Raw genomic sequence first — 17,875 nt, 5'->3', positions numbered from 1 at the left:
AAAAGACGGTAGCGCGGGCTACCGTTTTTCGCTGGTTACTTTGCTTGATAGACGATTTCACCATCGATGATCGTCATGTGCACGCACAGATCAGCGATTCGAGCTGGATCCGCACGCAAGATGCTGCTGTCCAAGATGACCAGATCTGCCAGTTTACCCGCTTCGATACTCCCTTTCCGGTGCTCGTCAAAGCTTGCGTATGCGCCATTCCACGTATAGGCACGTATCGCATCCAGTACCGTAACGGTTTGACCTACTCCAATCTTACGTCCTTGCTTGCTGGTCCGGTTTACCGCTGCCTGAATGCCGAAAAGCGGCCGGTAATCCGTCACCGGACTGTCGGAGCCGATAGCCGCAATGATCCCCCGCTCCATGAAATCCCGCATCGGGTACATCTGATTCACCCGCTCGCCGTAGTTGTGGACGTATCCTTCCCCGTATTCATAGAAAAAAGCAGGATTGGGTATCGGGACGACGCCAAGCTGTTTCATCCGCTCCAGCAGATCAGGTTCTGAGATACCGGCATGTTCAATCCGAGGTCGAGCGTCCGGGCGAGGATGCTCCTGCTGGGCGGCCTCGATGCAATCGAGCACCATTTCAATGGCACGGTCACCTTGGGCGTGGGCCGTGATCTGAAATCCTATTCTATGAGCTTCCCCTAGTCGACGGTTCAGCTCTTCCTGCGAGTAGTACAGGATGCCGCAGTTTTCCGAATCGCTTGTATATGGTTTGCGAGTCGCGATCGTTGGACCGCTGCTGCTTCCGTCCGTGAACAGCTTCGCCGGACCGATTTTGAACCGCTCATCCCCTACGCCCGTCGCCATACCGGCACCAATCATGCTCTCCAAAAACAATTCGGGACTATCCATTACACAGGCCATCGCATAAATCCGCACGTTGACGAGTCCGTTCCGAACCGCTTGGTGCATGAGACGAAAACTGTCGGAGTCCATGCAGCCGGCATCATGAATACTTGTGATGCCAGCTGCCACATAATCATCGGATGCGAGCTTCAAGGCATGCGACAGCTCTTCTTCGGTATAAGTTACTCCCTTGGCAATTTGAAAATGGGCATTTTCCAGTAAACGTCCGGTAAGCTCTCCTTCGCGGTCTCGCTCGATGATGCCTCCCTTCGGATTTGGAGTATCCTTGTGAAGCGAGAGGATTTCCAGCGCTTTTGAATTCACTACAGAAATGTGATTGCACGCTCGGATGATGATTATGGGATGCTCTGTGGAAATCTGGTCCAATTCCTCTTTGGTCGGATAACGTTGTTCCGTGATTTTCGTCTCATTGAAGCCCCAGGCACGGACCCATTTGCCTGCCGGAAGCTCGGATGCTTTTTCACGTACATCCTGTAAAATATCGTGCAGCGATTGGATATGGGGTGCCTTGCAGCTCACTCCCAATTTGTCGATGCCGTATGACGACAGATGCAAATGCGAATCGATAAAACCGGGCAACAAGCTTTTTCCGTTCAAATCGATGACAGTTGTCTGTGGTCCGATCAGGGGTTCGATTTCCTCTGTGGTACCTGTGGCGACAATTTTGTTTCCTTTCACTGCAACCGCTTCCAAAATCCGATTCTGTTCATCAGCAGTAATCACTTCGCCGCGAAGAAATACAAGATCAGGCATGCGTAAACCTCCTTATTCACTTTATGCAATCTCCTTTATGATCCATTGCAAAAGTAATGCCAAACTACCAGATCCTCTCTCGACTTCTCCTCTAAATCAGGCGGATTGTGATTGATCTTTGAGATTAGAGGAAGCAGCAGAATTTCTGGTGAGCAAGCTAACCACGACCATCATAGCGACATTTACGAATAAACCGACAATCCCAACGTTCATGTCTTTTACCGCCTGAGGCAGAATTGGAAACAAAGTGCCAATGGTTGATTTGGTAATGGTAATGTACGCGACAAGAATAACGCCTGCACTCATTCCGGCAGCGGCTCCCTGCTTCGTTACGAATTGATTCTTCATGAAACTGGCAAGTAATGCTGGCACCAATTGTGTCACAAAGCTATACGCCATCAAAAGCAGGGTGACAATGGTATTTCCTCCGTTGAACGTAAAGTACACACTGATTAAGGAAAGTACAGGGACAAGGTATTTCGCCAGCTTCGCAACCTGTTGATCAGAAGCCGTTGGAACAAAAACGGAATAGACATTCTTTGATAAGGTCGCAGCCGAAGCCATCAGAAGCATGGAACCGGGAACGAGAGCTGTCAACAGGCCAGCCGCCCCAATCAAGCCGACAAGCCAAGGATCAAAGGTTTGGATGGTCAGCTTCAATAATGCGAGATCGGCATCTGGCCCTTTCAAGCCCGGCACTTGCTGAATGGCGGCAAAGCCAACAAAAAATACGAACAACAGCAAGAGAGCATAAAGCGGACTTACGATCGCGTTCTTGCGGAAAACATTTTCGCTCTTCCCTGAAAAAGTTGCACTAAACGAATGAGGCCACGCCACCATTCCTAGAACCGTTAACAGTACCGTGGAAATAAACCATGAGATGCCAAATCCTTTATCGGGGAGCTTTAGGAAGGCAGGATTCGCCGCATGAATCGCTTCAAACATGGGTTGAAAACCGCCATAGTAATGCAGCGGGAGGTAGATTCCGATGAAGATGCAAATTCCCAAAATCATGATATCCTTGATGACTGCTGTCCATGCCGAACCGTGGATACCGGAGCTCATCACATAAACGGTAACCGTAATGGCACCGATCCAAACCGCGGCGGCTGGTGAAATGGATCCGTACGAGGCCTCTGAGACGATAATCCCTAACCCTTTCAATTGGATCACCGTATAGGGAATCATGGAAACGACCCCAATGACCGCAACGAGAACCCCGAGATAAGGACTCTCATACTTCCGTGCATAAAAGTCAGATTGAGACAGTAAGTTGTGTTCTTTTGCATATTTCCAGATTTTCGGAAGGATCCAATAGAAAAGGACATAACCAAGCGACAAATAAGCAAGGACATACAACGCAGGCGCTCCGTTCCCATAAGCCCAAGAGCTGGCACCAAGGAATGTGAAGGTCGTGTAGATTTCGCCAGCCAGTAATAGAAACAAAAAGAGTGTACCAAACCCGCGGCCTCCAACAGTCCATTGCTCAAGGTTCATATCCTTCCCTTTTTTTGCGGAGATTCCCAAGTACATCGATAGAATGAAAAAGCCAAAAATGATGAACAGTGCCGCGTTCATTTTGGATCACCTTCCCGGGTAGCAGGATCGAACTTATACAAAATCGCCAAGACACCGGAAGTCAGTGCGACCCACAAGACGAACCAAAAAAAGAGAAACGGCATACCGAGTACAAATGGCTCTACTTTGTTAACCCAGGGTAAAAACCCCAACATCCCGATAAATGGAACGAAAGAAAGCGCAATTAACTTTATCTTCATCTTCATTCCCCTTTCTTCCCTTTTTGTTCGTCCCCTTTTCCCTGCTACGACCCCTGATACTGATCTTGAGTATCAAGCCTCCCTTCTTCTTGCCGAACTGCTTTCTTACTCAGAGCACGATTCGTGCCATTCTCGCAGTGGCCACTTTCAGCGATCGATACAGAATGAAAAAGAAAAAAGCGGACCGTTTTTGGCCCGCCCAGATCATTTATGGTCCGCTTCGAAAAGCACCTGATACTTTTTCAATTTTCGAATAAATGTAGTTTTGCTCATTTGAAGCGACTCGGCTGCTTTTCTAGTAGAGCCCTCCTGTTTTAATGCACGCTGCAATTCGTGATACTCCATCCATTTTACCTTTTCATTGAAATCGACAGGCTTATACGAAGGCAGGCAATCCGTAAATTCTCGCGGAAGGTGTTCGGGAAAAATTTCTCCGTTCGGGCAGATGATCGTCAGACGCTCCAGCAAATTGACTGCCTCTCTGATGTTTCCTGGCCATTTGTACTTCGTAAGCGTGTCAACAGCTTCGGGGCTGATGTGACTCACCGTTCCATGTCTTTCGTGTATCTTTTTCAGGTAATGCTCAATCAGAGGCGGGATATCTGCTCTCCGTTCTCGCAAAGGAGGAATCATAATCGGATACACTTGGAGACGATAGTACAGATCCTTGCGAAACTTCTTTTGCTCCACCAGATCTTCTAAAGGCTGATTCGTCGCTGCGATAATGCGCACATCCGAGTGAAGGGTTTTCACTCCGCCAATACGTCGGAACTCTCTTTCTTCGAGGACCCGCAGAAGTTTCACCTGCAATTCCAGTGGCATATCGCCGATTTCATCGAGAAACAGCGTGCCTTGATCGGCCAATTCAAAATACCCGGGCTTTCCTCCCTTGCTTGCACCGGTAAACGCACCTGCTTCATATCCAAAAAATTCGCTCTCCATCAAGTTTTCAGGGATGGCGCCGCAATTCACTTTGATAAAAGCTTCGGAAGCACGTTTGCTGCGGGTGTGAATGAACTTTGCGATCACTTCTTTACCGACACCTGATTCGCCGCGAAGCATGACAGCAGAGTCAATCGGTGCAACCTTGCTTGCCAATGATAAAACGTGCCGCATTTCACTGCTTTCGGCGATCAGTCCATCGATTTTGGTCTCACGCCCGCGAAAATAATCAAGCTGTTCGCGATATTCCTTGTTGACCTGCTTTGTTTGGGTAACGGTTCTTTTCAGCTCGTTGATTTCCCGCATGTCGCGGACACAATTCACCACTGCTATGATTTCATTTCGATCATCAAACATAGGCGTGCCGGTATAGACCAAATCCTTTTCGCTGTTTTCGTGAAATAATGTCACTCTTTGCTTTGTCTGCAAGACCTTCAGCGTGCTAGACTCAGGAATCGTCCCGTCCTCGACCAGCTCCCTGATGTTTTTCCCGACGTATGCTTCCGGACGAATGTTGAAAATCTGTTGATACGCTTTATTTACTTTCAGGATCGTTCCTTCGTGGTCTGTAATGATGACGCCATCCAAGATTAAATCTAGCAGTGTATCCCATTCTTTTGAGACAACCACGTCCCATTACCTCCCCGGTGCATTGATAGGTACAGGAATAACTTACCATCCCTCTCTGTTTTCTTCAATCAAAAGGAGGCTTGTCCATAAACTTAGGGTGAACCCTTCAATTATTCCCACGGCTGCTTTCCATTATGTGCCTTTCGGATCTGTTCGCATCAACCATCTACTCAAGTTTGCCTCCCTCCCCAACTGGAAATACTGCAAAATAATAAGCGATGGGAAGTGAGCTTGCTTTGACCTAATGGATCGTTTGCAAACAAGACAAAAGCAGGATGCCGATTTGTTTCTCCATCGAATGTTTCTTCTCGGTCAACCAGTCACCCTCGCAGGGTACACATCACTCATCGATTTGCCTCAGACCATGATGATGCTTCAACAGCATGCTCAAAATGCCGTCGCTGCAGACAGGTCTTTGCTTGCGCTTGAAATCGGGTTCGGTGAACGAATAGACCATGCTGACGAGCAAGCAGTCGTCGATGCAATGACAGAAGGATATGTGATGGTTCTACTCGAGTCATCCAACTCTTGCCTAAAAGTCATTCCGGTATCCCGTACGTTGTCCCTATCCATTGAGGCGCCAACGACCGAAAATGTGATGCGCGGTTCCATTAGCTCCTTCATCGAAGATCTCGATACCAATATCGGAATTGTAAAAAGGCACGTGTTTTCAGACAAACTTCGAACGCAGTCGTACTGGTTTGGAAAAGATCAACGCAGACGCGCGATTCTTTTATACATGGAGGGGAAAACAAACACACCGTTTCTCACGGCAATGATACGAAGAATCGAATCCCATTTAGATAAAGATATTCCCAATTTGCTATCGCTATCCAAGCTGCTAGGCTTTCCGAGATGGACGTTGATTACCAGGTACAATACGACGGGGTTACCCGAGAATGTCGCCTCGGCACTCGGGGTGGGCAAAGTGGTTCTGTTTCTCGACCGCTTTCCATTTGCCATCGTGCTGCCGAGTCTACTCATGAACATGTTTGCAGAGGAGAGCGATCGTAACTTCCCTCTGTTTTTCGTGGTAGCCATGCGGTTATTGCGTATCATCGGTGTATTGACAAACATGTTGATGCCCGGATTGTATGTCGGCCTTGTTTCGGTAAATCCCGACGTCCTTCGACTTGAGCTTGCTTTGTCGATTGCAAGCAGCCGTGTGGGAGTCCCTTATCCTGCCTTGGTCGAAACGCTGCTTCTCCTCATCATCCTGGAACTGATCCTCGAGGCCAGTATCCGGCTTCCAAAAACGATCGGACCTACGATAACGATGGTTGGCGGAATCATCCTCGGGCAAGCAGTGGTACAGGCAAAGCTCGTCAGCAACATCCTCATTATGCAACGACTATCGCCAGTTTCACGGTGATGCTAAAGGTTACCATTCTGGAAACAAAGGGTGCCTCGTCTGTAACCATGATCAAAAAAGAGCTAGAAGGAATGCTGGCAGATCGATTTCAACGATTGTTCCGCAAAACCCAATCTCTTAAAGCCGATATTTTTGGAGTCGGTCAGCTTTTCCGGTCCAAGATTCCCCGTGATCGCCTGGATCATTGGAGAACTGATTATTACCCAACTATCAAAATGACCATTCGTTTTCATGTGATCATTCAGAATGAAGGACTCCTCAAAACAAAGAGCTAGACGGAACTTACATGATCGGTAAAATGAAATGGGCAGCTAAATAGCCGCCCCCTAACTGTCAATGGTCTGAAAAAATGCAATAATGCTTACTCATTACATTGGATTCATCCTTCATGTTGATCTTCAAACCAAGGATTTAAATGAACCATGACTTCCCAAACATCTTCCATTTGACTGGTAATGGCATGCTTGATTAAACGACTGATATCATGCCCCTCTTTAATCGTCAGTTGATTTGGGATACTCACACGTATATCGACGATTACATAATGACCGTGTTCTCTAGCCCGCATGCGATCAATCCGTTTTACCTGGGGTATCTCCCTAACAATTCTCTCAAGTTGATCCATTTTTTCCGGCGATACATTTTTTTCCATCAAAACCCCAGTCGATTCCTTCCCCATCTCATAAGCTAGTTTCAAAACAAAATAAGACACAATAATTCCAGCTACGGGGTCACCATACTGAGTAAAAGGCCAATGAAAATGTTCACCGACCAATGCCGCTCCAATCCCAACTACAGCCGCAATGGAGGCATACACATCTGCTAGGTGATCGTTGGCTGTTGCAATGAGGCTCTTACTTTTTTGCGATTTTCCGAGGCGCATACAGTACACATAGAGCACTTGTTTCCAAAGCAGAGAGATAACCGCAGCAATCAAAGCAATCATACTGGCTTCTCCTGCAGGTTCGAATAGCGCTTGAATGGATTTAAAGGCCATCAAAAGCCCTGCTAAAGCCAAAATAATCGCAACAATCCCTGAGGCAATTACCTCTGCTTTTCCATGACCATAAGGGTGGTCTTCATCAGAGGGTTTTTTGGAGACCATGGACGATGTAAGCGCAGCAAATGTCGCAACAACATCTCCAGCGTTATGTATGCCGTCAGCAATAAGAACTTGGCTGTTAAACAAATAGCCCACTACGATTTTGATGATGGTTAAAACCACATTGCTAATCAAGCTAATCCATAATGCAAATAATGAAGTCGACTTACTCACGTTCGCCGCCTCCTCCCTCCAAGACCAGCTATACATGGAATCAAGCAATCATGCTTATTGTGCTGGTAATGGACTGAAATATACCTGTATTCGTAGGCGATGTATTTGAATTGTTTAATCAGATCACAAAATCAACAGGCACGATGAACATGGAGCATTCATTTTATGTTCCTTCTATACGTGTAGTGATCTCGTGGCCTTTTATGACAGGTTAGGAACTGTTCACCAATGCCAGAGCGCGAAACAAGGCTGCCGATTTATTGAACTGCACCCCGTCAAGTAGACATTACAAATAATAAAAACCGGTTAAGCGGCCTTGGTCCTGAATTCCATGGGACTGAGGCCGTCTAATTTTGCCTGTAATCGTTCGTTATTGTAGAAATAAATGTAGTCCTTAATGTCTTTTTCAAGTTCCTCAAAGGTACTGTATGTATTCAAATAATACTTCTCGCATTTCAGTGTTCCCCAGAAAGCTTCCATGGGACCATTATCGATACACCTGCCAACTCGGGACATGCTCTGGACCACTTCGTGCCCAAACAATCTTTTGAACCTCGAAGAGGTATACTGGAAACCCCGATCACTGTGGAGCATAGGCTTGTTTACCCGTACCGTTTGCAGGGCCGATTTCACCGTTCGAATTACCAGGGCATTGTTGTTGGAATGACCGAAAGCGTACGAGACAACCGTGTTGTCATGTAAATCCAGAATTGCGCTTAAATAGGCCTTCTTTCCACTGCCGTATTTGAATTCCGTAACATCCGTTACCCACTTTTCGTTTGGTGCTGCTGCATGAAACTCACGGTTTAACAAATTCTCGGCAATATGTTGAGGAGTTGATCGTGCATATTTCTTTCTCTTCCTACGAATAACCGATTGGACACCGGCCATCTTCATTAGGCGTTTCATCCGCTTGTGGTTAATTCGCAGTTTGGTTTGTCGGCGTAAATGAAGTGTCAATCGTCTATACCCGTAGATTCCCCCAACCTGCTCATGGAGTAAAAGCATAGCCTGAATCAGTTGTCGGTTTTCCAGTTCACGCAAACTAGGCTTGTGGTTACGCCATTTGTAATAACTTGACCGTGGAACCCCTGCAATTTCGCATAGTAGCTGTAGACTAAACTCTCCTTCCTGCTGAATGGACTGGATTGCTAAATAAACATGCACCTGTCGGTGCTGCCTTAAACTCGCCTCCTTTGGAATTCCTGTAACTTTTTTAAGAAAGCAATCTCCGCTCGAAGCCGCTCATTTTCATACTCCAACTTCTTCATCGCCATCTTTTCCTGCTCTGTTTCAGTTAGCTCTTCAACAGGCTTCTTCCGACCACGACGATCCTGTAGGGCATCTAGCCCGCCATCCTCATATTTCTTGACCCATTGGTATACTTGTTGATAAGACACTTGATACTGGCTCGCCGTCTCCTGATAGTCATGTTTATGTGCAAGACAGTAGTGAACGATGTCAATTCGCTCCTGCCATGTTGTAGCCCGACCTTTCGTCATAGCTTTTGCTCCTTCGTTATACGATTTTAAGCTGCTATGACCATTATACTTGTCTACCCAATTCTTGAGTTGGGTGCGGCTGGCGATTTTATATTTATCGATGATTTCATATTGGGAGTAATGACCGGTTAGATAATCTTGAACGGCTTGAAGCTTAAGCTCCACCGAGTAAGTTCTATTGTAAGATTGAATCTCTAACCCTTTGTATCCGTACACCTCATATCGCCGTCGCCATTTCACTACGGTTGTTTTGCTAATACCGTATGTTTTAGCAGCAGCCATAACACCAATCTGACCGCTATCGATCTCCAGAAGGATGGCCAGTTTTTCTGACGCAGTAAATTGTACTTTAGACATGAAAATGCTCCCCTTTATTAGCAGGTTTCATTATTTCACCTGTCTACTTAAAGGGAGCATATCATATCACCGGCAGCCCATTTTGTGTTTGATCAGCTATACAATTCTCACAAAGCAGCATGAATGAATTCACGCCCGGGAAAGGAAGGAACCACAATAAACTGGGTGCTATGGTCGGGTCAACTGGTGCGGCGGGAGCGGGCCAAAGTCAGCCCAGCGAGTACCATGCCGATCAGCCCCATCACGATCGCCACGATAGCCCCGGCCCGCCCGCTCCCTGTGCCGAAATCACCGGTGAAGTTGACCATGTGCAGCCCACCGTACACGATGACGATCAGAGCCATCACCGCGGCCACGATGGCACCGCGTCTCCCTGAGCCAGTGCCGAAACGACCAGCAGAGCGTGCCAAAGACAACCCACCGATGACCGCGCTGATCAGCCCCACCACCGCATCCATCGTGGCCCAAAGTCGCCCGGTGGTTAATCCGTATACGGCATTGCCATTGGTCACTTCTGCAGAGGCAATCGTTGGGACAAGTAGAAATGCACTTAGCATTACGATTGAAACTACCCTCATTTTCATTTGTTATCACTCCTCTTGATTGTTTTTGCAAACGGAATAGATATCAGCTAATTTCAGAGTCAGTTTACACAACAAATGTCGAGAACTTATGCATATCTTCCTCTCTTTGTGTGAATTCCTTCAAGAATCTGTCAAATCCCGTTATAATTTTGCGTAAGCGGTATGTACTCACTCTTATGGAAAGATGTGATTGAAATGGATGCGAAATTGTTGCTTGTGGAGGACGAACCGGGCATGCTTGAGGAGATGCTCACTTTTCTGCAGCGTGAAGGGTTTCAGGTATTGAGCGCCCGTACTGGAAAAGAAGCGTTAACGATCGCCCGGTCTGAGCGGCCAGATATCATCGTGCTCGACTGGATGCTCCCTGAGAAAAGCGGCATAGACGTATGCCGTGAAATCAGGCAAACTTCGCAATGCGGCATTATTATGGTCACGGCAAGAACAGACGAGTCGGATAAAATTGTAGGGCTGGAAATCGGTGCGGATGATTATTTGACGAAGCCTTTCAGCTTGCGAGAACTCGCGTCGCGCATCCGAGCTTTGCTTCGCCGTTTACGCGGGCCAGAAGACAGGTCGATGTTCTTGGAAAGAGACAACTTAATCATTTCCGAGGCCAAATGCAAGGTATTCAAAGACGGCCAGGAGATCCAATTGACCCCTACGGAATTCAAAATTTTGTTCACACTGGCGGGTCGTCCCGGAGTTGTATTTAGCCGTTTGCAATTGTTAAAGGCTGCTTTAGCGGATGAGTACTTGGGATACGAAAGAACGATGGATTCCCATATTCGGAATCTTCGCCGCAAACTTGGAGACGATCCTGCCAATCCTCGATATATTCAAACGGTTTATGGCTTCGGTTACCGATTCGGTGAACGTTCATGAAGATGACGGTCCGGATGAAAATATTTGCGATGGGACTGCTTTTGCTCATTGTAGGAAACATCATCTCCCTTACAACACAAGTTTACACAGGCGGCTTGTTCGATCAATTTCAAAAGGAACAAATCGACACCAACTATTTGAGCGCGAAGCCCGAAGAGCAAATCGAAATCTTAAAAACGTATGTCCTTGAAAAAATGGAGCTGAACGTGTTTCTTCGAATGTTCATTTTTGTTGCGATCGGGTTGTCCTTCAGTTTTTGGATATCGGGTGTTCTGACCCTTCCGCTCAAAAAACTGATAGCTGCCATAGAGCGCGTGACGCAGGGCGACCTAAACGTCAAAGTACCTGTAGACACGAAAGATGAGTATGGGAAAGTCGCCAAACCTTCAATGACATGACGTTTCGACTGCGCGAAGCCGAAGAAGTCCGCAGAAGATTGGTGGCCGATGTTGCTCACGAACTTCGCACGCCGCTATCCATTATGCAGCTCAAACTAGAGAATTATCAGCAGGCCGGTCAGCATGTCCCGCCGGAAATGCTGCTTCGGATTCATGATGAAGTGATCCGAATGAGCATGCTTGTAGACGATCTTCATGTCTTGTCGTTGGCAGAAGCCGGTCGGCTGTCGCTCGATCGCAAACCGCTCGATCTGACGGTGCACCTAGCACGAATCGTGGACGACTTGAAATTCGAGGCGGAAGAAAACGGTTTAGAATTTCAGCTTTCTACCATTTCGAGGCCGCTTACCGTGATGGTCGATGCGAGGAGGATCACGCAGGTTTTCTTTAATTTGCTGACCAATGCGATTCGTTACACACCACATGGAGGGAAGATTACGGTTGAAATCGAGGATCGGGTCATTGATCGGGACGCGTTCTATGCACGTGTTTCGGTGATCGATACCGGAATCGGAATACCGTCGGAACATCTGCTGCATCTATTCGATCGATTCTATCGCGTAGACGAAGCGCGATCGCGGCATACAGGCGGTACGGGGCTCGGGTTATCCATCGCACATCTTTTTGTAAGAGCCCACGGCGGATTCATCCGCGTAGCGAGTCAGACTGATAAAGGTACTGTCTTTACTGTTTATCTTCCTATAGGCAATGATCAAGAAAAAGTTGATAACCCCGATAGGATCATGTCGTTTCAGTGAATCATTTTCCAAATACATCCATTTGTTGTATGATTGACATGTTTCACAATCTTTGAGAGCAGGTGGTAACATTGATCGACATGGGTGGTATAAGTGTTTTACTTCCCTTTCTGTTCATATTGGCTCTAAACTTGATTAACATTTTGATCAGTATCTGGGCGTATCGCGATTCACGTCAAAGAGGGAACAGCAAAGAATTTTCTATAATCGTTCTAGTGGCTTTATTGTTTTTCCCAATCATTGGTTTAATCGTATATTTAGTAATTCGAAAAGATTAATTCGAGAGTGTAAGGTGATTGTATTCTCCTTACACTTTTTCTCTTTTACATAATTGCGTTAAGCAACCCCATGATAACCACCTGTTACGTTTGGTACGGTTCAACGAATCGCTCCTGCTAACTGAAACCAGTAAAACCTATATTGTTCCTTCCTGGGGGGATGTCTATACATCGTTCATGAGATTGCATACCTTGTTTTTGAGGTATTTCCTCAAACTCATTTAGGGGTGATATCAATGGGTTTTTTTGATGATAATTTTGCTTTAGTCTTGGTTCTTTTCGTTCTCTTAGCCATTGTTGCTAGTACCTGTGATTAACTTTTTATTATGAATTTGCGGCAATTGTGCCGCCTTTTTTAATGATTGGGAACCGGAAAAAAGCTCTCCAATTATAATGGAGAGCTTTTCATGCCGATGTCCTTATCTCCCCTTTATCTGGCTAAAAGAAAATGACGGATACTCTACAATGAATTGTTTTTCTTTTCGCAAAGCGTTCATTAATTCCGGTCCTACATGCAGGTTCTGTTGTACCAGCTGATGAGGCGTCAGCGACATCCACTGATTCAGTGAAACATCTTCAAAACGGTCACTTTTGAACATCTCCAAAGCCCATACGCTTTGATTTCCAGTATTCTGGATATAATGACCGAATGCTCTCGGTACATAACCTACATCACCGGCACGATAATCGAAAGTACGCGCCGTACCATTGGGTGCAAAAACGGTCATGCGTGCCTTACCAGAGATGTAATATTGCCATTCATCATTATTGGGATGCCAATGCATTTCTCTCATTGCGCCCGGTTTGATTTCCAGTAACGATGCGGCAATTTGAGTCGATATAGGAAAGTTTGTTGAATCCACGATACGCACGGTACTCCCACCCGGAGTTACAATCGGCTCTTGTGCGAGCAGCCGATGTGTAAAGGTTTTTGGTACGGTTCCGTACGGGTCTGGTACCTGCTGATTTTCGAGTGGACCGGGAATGGTTCCTTGGAAAATGTATACCTGATGGTTCGGATTATGGGCAAAAGCACTTGGTGGAACACCGAAATTCGCTGATAGTACTCCCTTTGGCGTATGTGCGAACCAATCGGAGATCGATAAAGTATTGAGGTCGGAGAAACTGCCGTCGGGGAAGGCGAGCAAAAACTCGCACCCTTCTTCCAGCCCTTGAATCGAATGCGGAATTCCGGGAGGGAAGTACCATAGGTCGCCCACGCCTACGTCTGCAATGAAGTTCCTCCCATTCTGGTCGACTGATGTAATTCGTGCTCGCCCCACAAGCATGATCGCCCATTCCGCTTGTTGATGCCAATGCAACTCACGCACACCACCGGGAGTCAGAGCCATATTCACCCCAGCAATCGTGGTCGCTATCGGCAACTCTCTCACCGTCACTTCCCTTGACCAGCCGCCTTGATTTAACTGCATATGTGCGTCGGAGAAAGAGAACCTCATATTGGGCAACGAGCCAGCATCGGTGACGGGTGAAACAAGCATGTCGGGGTTCTCCAGGTCTCGCATAACGTCCCGTGGACCAAAATCCCACCAACCGGCACCATCGTTCCTTATCGGCTGCGGTATATATTCATTCCGGCTTTCATTTTCCATATCACGACACCCCTAGTTCCATTCACTACGTATCGGACACGATTCCAAGTGCCCAAATTACATTATGAAGAGCGCCAGGATTTGGTCACGTGTCTCCAAACAATCGCCCTATTATCACAGCCAAATATCCGAATAAACAAAGAGGACACCCAAAGGCAAAGCCTCGGGAGGTCCTCTTACAATTACCAAGCATGGACAAACGGAATTTACGGCGTCGCCACTGGAGCCATCACTTTTTGGATTCTGCCTTCCACTTTATAACCAAATGGCTTGGGCAGTGATTTTACAAAATCAACCGTTGCTGGTAAATCTTCTGGCCCCACCTCAAGATCTGTTCCTAACGTGCCAATTCCATACTTCACATTGCCGTACATATAGTTATTCACAACCACGCTATATTCTTTGCTTTTATCGATCTTGCTTCCATCCGGCAAAAAGATGTCCACTACTTTCCCTGTTTTTGCCGTGCTGTCATAGGTATACGTGTAAGTAAAACCGGAGATATGGAAATCAAGACCTCTGTCAGTGATTTGGTTGTTCAGTACCGTCTCTAAATCCGCGCCGCTTAATTTCACCTTGTTGAGCACATTTCCAAACGGCTGAATCGCGAACAAATCGCCGAATGTAACATTACCTGCTGGGAGATCCGCACGGACACCACCGCCATTCATCATAGCAAAATCTGCATCCATCGCCTGCTTCATTCCATCCGCGATTAAATTTCCAAGTGCAATGTCACCTTGATCTTCCGAAACAGAAGGATATCCTTTCGGCAATGCTGCGGAGGATTCACCGACGACTTCCGCTTTGATCGGAGCAATCTGATCTTCGTACTTCTGGATGATCGCCGATACAGCAGGGTCTGGCGTGTAATCCTTCTGATATACGGTCACGACTTCTGCTTTTTTGTTAACAATATCACCTGTCAGCGGATCAATTTCCAGGTCGACGTCTGAAAAGGCTGAACCATACGAATACGCTTCAACGATTAATTTATTGTCTACTTCTTTATTCACGAAAACATGGTTGTGGGCAGCAAAAATCACGTCTACTTCGTCATCCACTTTCTCTGCGATATCTGTTGCGTCATATAAATCTGCCTTGCCTGTTTGAGTGGCCGGATTGTGTGCGAGGACCACAATAGCCTTGATTCCCTGTTTCTTTAATTCTTCGGTGTATTGATTGATCGCTTCCACTTCATCGGTTATCTTCAATGCTTCGTTGCCTTTTCTCACGATCATGTTTGGAGTTTCCTGAGTTACGACCCCGATGAACCCGATCTTGACACCGCCGACTTCTTTCACCACATATGGATCTGTAATAAGTTTGCCGGTTGAGGTGTCAAATGCATTTGCAGCGACGATTGGGAAATTGATCCCGTCATAACCTTTTGTTCCTTTTGAATGTTCTCCGCCATGTATCATGCGCTGCAATTCGGCTATCCCTTCGTCGAACTCATGATTGCCCAGAGTCCCGACGTCATAACCCATTGCTTCCATCACTTCGACGGTAGGTTCATCTTGAAATTGCGCGGAGATCAAAGGACTTCCCCCAATCATGTCGCCTACCTCTACAAGAAGCGTATTGGGATTTTCCGCCTCATGCTGTTTTATCGCAGCAGCCGTATATTCCATGCTCCCTGCCAATTGAGTCCCTACCTTTGTGTCTGTATCGAGCTGGCCGTGCAAGTCATTCAAACCTAACAATTGAACCTTTACTTTTTCCCCTGGGGTGGTTGCTGAACCGCCAAGCTTGATTTCAAAAATACCGAATCCTTTATCATCCAGTCGATCTAAATACGTTATATTGCTTCCCTCTTCAAGATAGGCTGCTGCTTTTGGCGAAGTTGTAAAGGTCACATGTACCGGCTCTGCGATTGGAGTCAGGGACCAGTTTTGGTCAGCGGTTGGTACGATTTCCTTCATTCCGGAGATATAATCCATCAAGATTTGGCGATTCTCATCCGCAGAGTCAACGACCAACTCGCTTCCTTTCACACCCGGGAAGTTACCGCCGCCGCCTGCACGGTAGTTGTTGGTTACAACAATAAAGTCCTGGCTCGGATCGATAGGCTTACCGTTAAAATTGAGATTGACCACTCGACTGCTATCCGGATTGATCAGCTTGCCGGCTGTATCATATTTTGCCGGCTTGGTGACATCGATTTGATAGTGAACACCATCAATCACATCGAAGTTGAAAACAGGGAATGCTGGATTCAATAACTGTTGCTCTTCTGTTTTTGCAGCATCGATTTGGTTGAACATGCCAGCTGACATCTCGAGCCACTCTTTCACGACAGAGCCTTTTACCTTTACTGCTTTCAGCGTATTGTCGTAAAGGTACAGGTCACCGGCACTGCGGATGGTCAAGTCACCTTTTTTAATTTCCGTATACTCTTCAACCCCGTTGCGACCAGCCTTGAATGGTGCGCCTACTGATAAAATCGGGAGATCTTTGTACTGGGGCTTACTTGCTGCGATATACTTCTCTACATACCATTTTTGTGCGTTCGTCACCACTTGAATGGACGGATCATCCTGCACCAAAGCAAAATAGCTGTAGATGTCATCTGTTGTTTTCCCGATTGGTGTATTCACGTAAGAGATTGTGTCCTCATGAACCGCTTGCACGGCATTCACGACTGCTGGATCTGCTTCTACCGAACTGATGATTTTTTTTGGATCTTTCGGATCTGTCGCCCACGTTTCCCGAGTGGAGGATTGTGAATCAACTACCTTCCATTTTCCTTTTTCTTTTGCGATGGTTAAATCGATCAGCCCCAGCGAGCCGCCGCCATAACCGGCTTGTACAGCTGGAACGCCATTGATCGTTCCTTTTGCATTATCAACGCCTGGCAATGGTTTTTTATCCGGTCCCAAGAACAAACCATCAAGCGCTGCCTCTGTTTTGGCAGGGAATAATTTGTGCGTGTGAGAGAATGTGATGGCATCGATACCCTGTACTCTGCTCAGTGCATATACGGCGTCCTCGGTATTCGATTCATTTCCGCTAAACCCGGTATGAGCCATTGCGATAACCAGATCGGCCCCTTTTTTCCTCATTTCCGGTACAAATTTTTGTGCTGTTTCGACAATGTTCTTTGTGATTATTTTTCCATCGAGATTTGACTTGTCCCACTCATTGATTTGCGGCGGTACGAAACCGATATATCCAATCTTGATGACCTTTGTCTTGCCGCTCTCATCGATAATTTTTTTATTCAAGATTTGGTACGGCGTATATTTATTGCGGTCGTTCCCAGGGTTGTTGTCATGATCATCCACATAGACATTTGCATTCACAAACGGAAATTGCGCGTCATCGTAAACTTCATCCAGAAAATCCAGACCATAATTAAACTCATGGTTTCCTAGCGTTGCCATATCATAATGCATCAGGTTCATCGCTTGGATCGCAGGATGCACTTCTCCATCCTTCAATGGATCAATTTTTGCCTGAAAGGTCCCGAGCGGAGATCCTTGAATCAAATCGCCATTGTCAACCAATACGCTATTTTTCACTTCGTTTCGTGCTTGATTGATGAGAGTTGCTGTTTTTGCTAATCCAATTTTTTCAGAAACAGTGTTTTTAAAATAATCATAATTCAACAAATTGGTGTGAATATCAGTAGTTTCCATGATTCGAAGTTTGAATCGAGAATTCTCGTTTTCAGAGTGCTGGTTAGAGCCGGGCTGACTGCTATTTGAATCGGGATCAAGCTGTTGATTCGGCTTGTCTTTCAATGCCCCAGTTCCTTCTGCGCTAATTGGGCTTGAAAACATTGGTGTAGCAAAGAGACTGACCGCAAGTGTCGTTGTAAGAATACGATTCGCTGACATCTTACCTCTCTTTTTCATTTGAGTAT

The 17,875-nt window shown here is 46.5% G+C and carries 17 protein-coding genes; 7 read left to right on the top strand and 10 right to left on the bottom strand.

Features of this window, described 5'->3' with window-relative positions; translation table 11 throughout:
- Positions 1-35: 35 nt before the first annotated feature.
- The 4 genes from JNE38_RS15100 to JNE38_RS15085 form a co-directional block, all read right to left on the bottom strand.
- The gene (locus JNE38_RS15100; RefSeq protein ID WP_203357290.1) at positions 36-1,637 is read right to left on the bottom strand and encodes an amidohydrolase; all 1,602 of its coding nucleotides are present in this window, start codon (positions 1,635-1,637) and stop codon (positions 36-38) included.
- A gap of 96 nt (positions 1,638-1,733) precedes the next feature.
- Positions 1,734-3,215, bottom strand: coding sequence for a sodium:solute symporter family protein (locus JNE38_RS15095; RefSeq protein ID WP_203357289.1), 1,482 nt, complete (start codon positions 3,213-3,215; stop codon positions 1,734-1,736).
- A complete protein-coding gene (locus JNE38_RS15090) occupies positions 3,212-3,415 on the bottom strand; it encodes a DUF3311 domain-containing protein (protein WP_203357288.1) in 204 nt (67 codons plus the stop codon). Before JNE38_RS15090 ends, JNE38_RS15095 begins: the two co-directional genes overlap by 4 nt.
- A 204-nt stretch (positions 3,416-3,619) precedes the next feature.
- The gene (locus JNE38_RS15085) at positions 3,620-4,987 is read right to left on the bottom strand and encodes a sigma-54 interaction domain-containing protein (RefSeq protein WP_203357287.1); all 1,368 of its coding nucleotides are present in this window, start codon (positions 4,985-4,987) and stop codon (positions 3,620-3,622) included.
- 244 nt (positions 4,988-5,231) lie between these two features.
- Here JNE38_RS15085 and JNE38_RS15080 point away from each other — a divergent pair, with 244 nt between their 5' ends.
- Positions 5,232-6,359, top strand: a complete 1,128-nt coding sequence (locus tag JNE38_RS15080) for a spore germination protein (protein WP_203357286.1) — start codon at positions 5,232-5,234, stop codon at positions 6,357-6,359.
- Between the two features lie 47 nt (positions 6,360-6,406).
- Positions 6,407-6,634 carry a Ger(x)C family spore germination C-terminal domain-containing protein gene (locus JNE38_RS15075; RefSeq protein ID WP_238933675.1) on the top strand — a complete coding sequence of 76 codons (228 nt, stop codon included), beginning with the start codon at positions 6,407-6,409 and terminating at the stop codon, positions 6,632-6,634.
- 104 nt (positions 6,635-6,738) lie between these two features.
- Here JNE38_RS15075 and JNE38_RS15070 read toward each other — a convergent pair whose 3' ends face one another.
- From JNE38_RS15070 to JNE38_RS15055, 4 genes are all read right to left on the bottom strand, one after another.
- Positions 6,739-7,671 (bottom strand): cation diffusion facilitator family transporter, encoded by a 933-nt coding sequence (locus JNE38_RS15070; RefSeq protein ID WP_203357284.1) that lies wholly within the window; start codon positions 7,669-7,671, stop codon positions 6,739-6,741.
- Between the two features lie 270 nt (positions 7,672-7,941).
- Complete coding sequence (locus JNE38_RS15065) at positions 7,942-8,802, bottom strand: IS3 family transposase (RefSeq protein WP_238933452.1); 861 nt, start codon at positions 8,800-8,802, stop codon at positions 7,942-7,944.
- A 14-nt stretch (positions 8,803-8,816) separates the two neighbouring features.
- Positions 8,817-9,494 carry a helix-turn-helix domain-containing protein gene (locus JNE38_RS15060; protein WP_203353744.1) on the bottom strand — a complete coding sequence of 226 codons (678 nt, stop codon included), beginning with the start codon at positions 9,492-9,494 and terminating at the stop codon, positions 8,817-8,819.
- 179 nt (positions 9,495-9,673) lie between these two features.
- Complete coding sequence (locus tag JNE38_RS15055; protein ID WP_203357283.1) at positions 9,674-10,078, bottom strand: DUF6223 family protein; 405 nt, start codon at positions 10,076-10,078, stop codon at positions 9,674-9,676.
- A 195-nt stretch (positions 10,079-10,273) separates the two neighbouring features.
- Between JNE38_RS15055 and JNE38_RS15050 the strand changes: the two genes are divergently transcribed.
- From JNE38_RS15050 to JNE38_RS31200, 5 genes are all read left to right on the top strand, one after another.
- Positions 10,274-10,960 carry a response regulator gene (locus JNE38_RS15050; RefSeq protein ID WP_203357282.1) on the top strand — a complete coding sequence of 229 codons (687 nt, stop codon included), beginning with the start codon at positions 10,274-10,276 and terminating at the stop codon, positions 10,958-10,960.
- Positions 10,957-11,358, top strand: a complete 402-nt coding sequence (locus JNE38_RS30675) for a HAMP domain-containing protein (protein WP_238933674.1) — start codon at positions 10,957-10,959, stop codon at positions 11,356-11,358. Before JNE38_RS15050 ends, JNE38_RS30675 begins: the two co-directional genes overlap by 4 nt.
- The gene (locus JNE38_RS15045) at positions 11,355-12,116 is read left to right on the top strand and encodes a sensor histidine kinase (protein WP_238933673.1); all 762 of its coding nucleotides are present in this window, start codon (positions 11,355-11,357) and stop codon (positions 12,114-12,116) included. Before JNE38_RS30675 ends, JNE38_RS15045 begins: the two co-directional genes overlap by 4 nt.
- An 80-nt stretch (positions 12,117-12,196) precedes the next feature.
- Positions 12,197-12,394 (top strand): PLDc N-terminal domain-containing protein, encoded by a 198-nt coding sequence (locus JNE38_RS15040; protein ID WP_203357575.1) that lies wholly within the window; start codon positions 12,197-12,199, stop codon positions 12,392-12,394.
- A gap of 236 nt (positions 12,395-12,630) precedes the next feature.
- Positions 12,631-12,711, top strand: a complete 81-nt coding sequence (locus JNE38_RS31200; RefSeq protein ID WP_428993730.1) for a YjcZ family sporulation protein — start codon at positions 12,631-12,633, stop codon at positions 12,709-12,711.
- Between the two features lie 102 nt (positions 12,712-12,813).
- On the opposite strand, the gene JNE38_RS15030 is transcribed toward JNE38_RS31200, so the two are convergent.
- Positions 12,814-14,007 (bottom strand): oxalate decarboxylase family bicupin, encoded by a 1,194-nt coding sequence (locus tag JNE38_RS15030; protein WP_203357280.1) that lies wholly within the window; start codon positions 14,005-14,007, stop codon positions 12,814-12,816.
- 206 nt (positions 14,008-14,213) lie between these two features.
- The gene (locus JNE38_RS15025; RefSeq protein ID WP_203357279.1) at positions 14,214-17,867 is read right to left on the bottom strand and encodes a bifunctional 2',3'-cyclic-nucleotide 2'-phosphodiesterase/3'-nucleotidase; all 3,654 of its coding nucleotides are present in this window, start codon (positions 17,865-17,867) and stop codon (positions 14,214-14,216) included.
- Positions 17,868-17,875 lie beyond the last annotated feature (8 nt).

Source organism: Brevibacillus choshinensis, assembly GCF_016811915.1.
GTDB lineage: Bacteria > Bacillota > Bacilli > Brevibacillales > Brevibacillaceae > Brevibacillus > Brevibacillus choshinensis_A.
Note: the sequence above shows the minus strand (reverse complement) of the source record. Positions and strands in the feature narration are given on the sequence as shown.